This is a genomic window from Kitasatospora sp. NPDC004799 (assembly GCF_040609095.1).
Lineage (GTDB): Bacteria > Actinomycetota > Actinomycetes > Streptomycetales > Streptomycetaceae > Kitasatospora.
In genome coordinates, this window is sequence record NZ_JBEXJK010000634.1 from 1 (window position 1) to 3,038 (window position 3,038).

The window sequence follows — 3,038 nt, forward strand, 5'->3', positions numbered from 1 at the left end:
GTACGGACCCCGGCGGCCCTGGCGGCGACGGCGTCCGCCACGACAGTACCGCTACCGTCCTCGGTGACGGTGAGCGCACCGGTCATGATGGCCACCACCTCGGACATCGAGTGGTCGCCCGGCCGGATCAGCGCGGCCCGGCGCCCGAGCCGGTGGACGTGGATCCGGTCGGCGATCTCGAAGACGTGCGGCATGTTGTGGCTGATCAGCACGACCGGCAGGCCGCGGTCGCGGACCCGGCGGATGAGGTCGAGCACTTGGCCGGACTCCTTGACCCCGAGTGCCGCGGTCGGCTCGTCCATCACCACCACGCTGCGCGCCCAGGCGACCGCGCGGGCCACCGCGACGGCTTGCCGCTGGCCGCCGGAGAGGGTCTCCACCGGCTGGGTGAGCGAGCGCAGGCCGATCTTCAGGTCGGCCATGTGCGCGGCCGCCTCGTCGCGCATCCGCTTGCGGTCGAGCGCGCGGAACACCGTGCCGAGGACGCCCGGGCGGCGCAGTTCGCGGCCGAGGAACATGTTGGCGGCGATGTCCATCGAGGGGGCGACCGCGAGGTCCTGGTAGACGGTCTCGATGCCGGCCGCGCGGGCGGCCTGCGGGCCGGTGAAGTGGACCGGCTCACCGTTCAGCCGGATCTCGCCCTCGTCCGGGGTGATCGCGCCGGTGAGCGCCTTGACCAGGCTGGACTTGCCGGCGCCGTTGTCGCCGATCACGGCCAGCACCTCGCCGGGCATGAGGTCGAAGTCGGCGCCGTCGATCGCGGTGACGTGCCCGTAGCGCTTGACCAGCCCGCGGGCCTGGATGACGGGGGTGGCGGACGCCGAATCGTTCGGGGCCACCGGCGGGTTCGCGGTCATCGGCTGGCTCGCTTCCGGGAGATCTGGTCGACGGTCACGGCGAGGATCACCAGCACGCCGGTGATCAGGGTCTGGTAGATCGAGGCGACGCCCATCAGCTGGAGCCCGTTGCGGAAGACCCCGACGATCAGGGCGCCGATCAGCGAGCCGAGCACGCTGCCCCGGCCGCCGAACAGGCTGGTGCCGCCGAGCACCACGGCGGTGATGGAGTCCAGGTTGTCGGTCTGCCCGGCCTGGGGGTCGCCGACGCCGGTGCGGGAGACCAGCAGCAGGGCGGCGATGCCGTAGACCAGGCCGGCCAGGGCGTAGAGGCCGACGTTGAGGCGGCCGGTGCGGATGCCGTTGAGGCGGGCGGCGTCCCGGCCGTTGCCGAGCGCGTAGACGTGCCGCCCCCAGGCGGTGCGGGAGAGCAGGTGGGCGAAGAGCGCGAACAGCGCCAGCGCGAGCACCGAACCGTACGTCACGTCGGTGTCGCCGAGCGGGAAGGTGCCGCCGAGGAAGGTCAGTGGGCCGGGCAGGTCGGTGACGGTCTGCTCGTCGGAGTAGATGTGGGTGAGCGCGAAGGCGACGTTCAGCATGCCCAGCGTGACGATGAACGGCGGCAGCGGGATCAGCTGCACCAGCAGGCCGTTGGCCAGGCCGAAGGCCGCGCAGACCGCCAGCCCGAGGGCGACGGCGACCAGCGGCGGGACGGTGCCCTCGGCGGCGAGCCGGGCCATGGTGATCGAGCCGAAGGCCATCACGGCGCCGCAGGAGAGGTCGATGCCGGCGGTCAGGATGATCAGGGTCTGTCCGATCGCCAGCGTGCCGACCACCATCACCTGCTGGATGATCAGCGAGAAGTTGCCGCCGGAGAGGAAGGTGTCGGTGGTGAACGTGAAGAACGCGCAGGCCAGCACGAGCGCTGCGAGCGGTCCGGCGGTCGGGGCGGAGAGCAGTCGGCGCGCGAGCGGCGGTGATTGGAGTTCGGCGTACGGGGCGGTGGTGGTGGTCATCGGGTGGTCCTCGCGGGAGCGGTGGTCCTCGGGGAGCGGTCGGTCCTCGGGGGAGCGGGTGGGGGAACGGAGGCCGGTCAGCCCCAGCAGTTCTCCAGGCCGTAGCCGGTGTCCTGGGCGGCCGGGCCGGCCTGCGGACGGTCGGTGATCAGGGCGACGCCGGTGTCGGTGTAGCCGGTGGGCTTGGCGCCGCCCCTGGCGTGGTCGGTCACCGCCTTGACGCCCCGGGCGGCCATGACCAGCGGGTACTGCTGCGAGGTGGCCGCGATCCTGCCGTCCTTGACGGCCTGGGTGCCGGTGCAGCCGCCGTCGACGGAGACGATGAGCACCTCCTTCTCGCGGCCCTTGGCCTTGAGCGCGGTGTACGCGCCCAGCGCGGCGGGCTCGTTGACGGTGTAGACGACGTTGAGGTCGGGCGCCTTCTGCAGGCAGTTCTCCATCGCGGTCTGGGCCTTGGCCTGGTCGCCGCCGGTGTCCTGGGAACAGGCGATCGACGGGTCGCCGGCGGGGACGCCGAAGCCCTGCAGGAAGCCGTCGTGGCGCAGCTGGCCGACGGCGACGCCGGGGGCGAGGTCCAGGGTGGCGATCCTCGCGCTCCGGCCGGCCATGGCGGCCTTGGCGTACTGGCCGATCAGCACGCCGGCCTGCCTGTTGTCGGTGGCGAACAGGGCGTCGGTGCCGTCCTGCGGGTCGGTCGGGCTGTCCAGGGCGATCACCAGGACGCCCTTGTCCCGGGCCTTCCTGATCGCGGGCAGGATGGCCTTGGAGTCGCTGGGGGTGATCAGGACGCCCTTGACGCCGGTGGCGACCATGTTCTCCAGGGCGGCGATCTGGCCCGCGTTGTCGCCGTCGAACTTGCCGGCCGCGGTGACCAGGGTGGCGCCGTTCTCCTTGGCGGACTTCTCGGCGCCCTGCTTCATCTTGACGAAGAACGGGTTGGTGTCGGTCTTGGTGATCAGGCCGACCTTGACGGTGCCGCCCGCGGAGCCGGCGCCGGAGGAGCCCGTGGAGCCGGAGCCGCAGGCGGTGAGGGCGAGTGCCGCGAGGGTGGCGCAGGCGGCGAGGCGGACGGTGGCGGCGGTACGGGGCATGCGGGGGCTCCCTGGTCTGCGGGTGCGGAGGTCTCCAGCATCGGCTCCATCAGCGGCGAGTGGAAGGCGTGCGAGACCTCCAGGCGCCGGGAGCG

General features: G+C 72.5%; 3 protein-coding genes. All 3 read right to left on the bottom strand.

Features of this window, described 5'->3' with window-relative positions; all coding sequences use genetic code 11:
• Positions 1-857, bottom strand: an 857-nt coding sequence (locus ABZW03_RS39195; protein WP_355269407.1) for an ATP-binding cassette domain-containing protein, incomplete at its 3' end; no start/stop codon positions are given.
• Positions 854-1,852 carry an ABC transporter permease gene (locus ABZW03_RS39200; protein ID WP_355269408.1) on the bottom strand — a complete coding sequence of 333 codons (999 nt, stop codon included), beginning with the start codon at positions 1,850-1,852 and terminating at the stop codon, positions 854-856. The genes ABZW03_RS39200 and ABZW03_RS39195, both read right to left, overlap by 4 nt.
• A 77-nt stretch (positions 1,853-1,929) precedes the next feature.
• On the bottom strand, positions 1,930-2,943 hold the full coding sequence (locus tag ABZW03_RS39205) for a sugar ABC transporter substrate-binding protein (protein WP_355269410.1): 1,014 nt from the start codon (positions 2,941-2,943) through the stop codon (positions 1,930-1,932).
• Positions 2,944-3,038 lie beyond the last annotated feature (95 nt).

Bases quoted from the DNA above. Each gene is read 5' to 3' on its own strand.
- ABZW03_RS39200 (WP_355269408.1), bottom strand. From the start codon at position 1,852: ATGACCACCACCACCGCCCCGTACGCCGAACTCCAATCACCGCCGCTC.
- ABZW03_RS39205 (WP_355269410.1), bottom strand. From the start codon at position 2,943: ATGCCCCGTACCGCCGCCACCGTCCGCCTCGCCGCCTGCGCCACCCTC.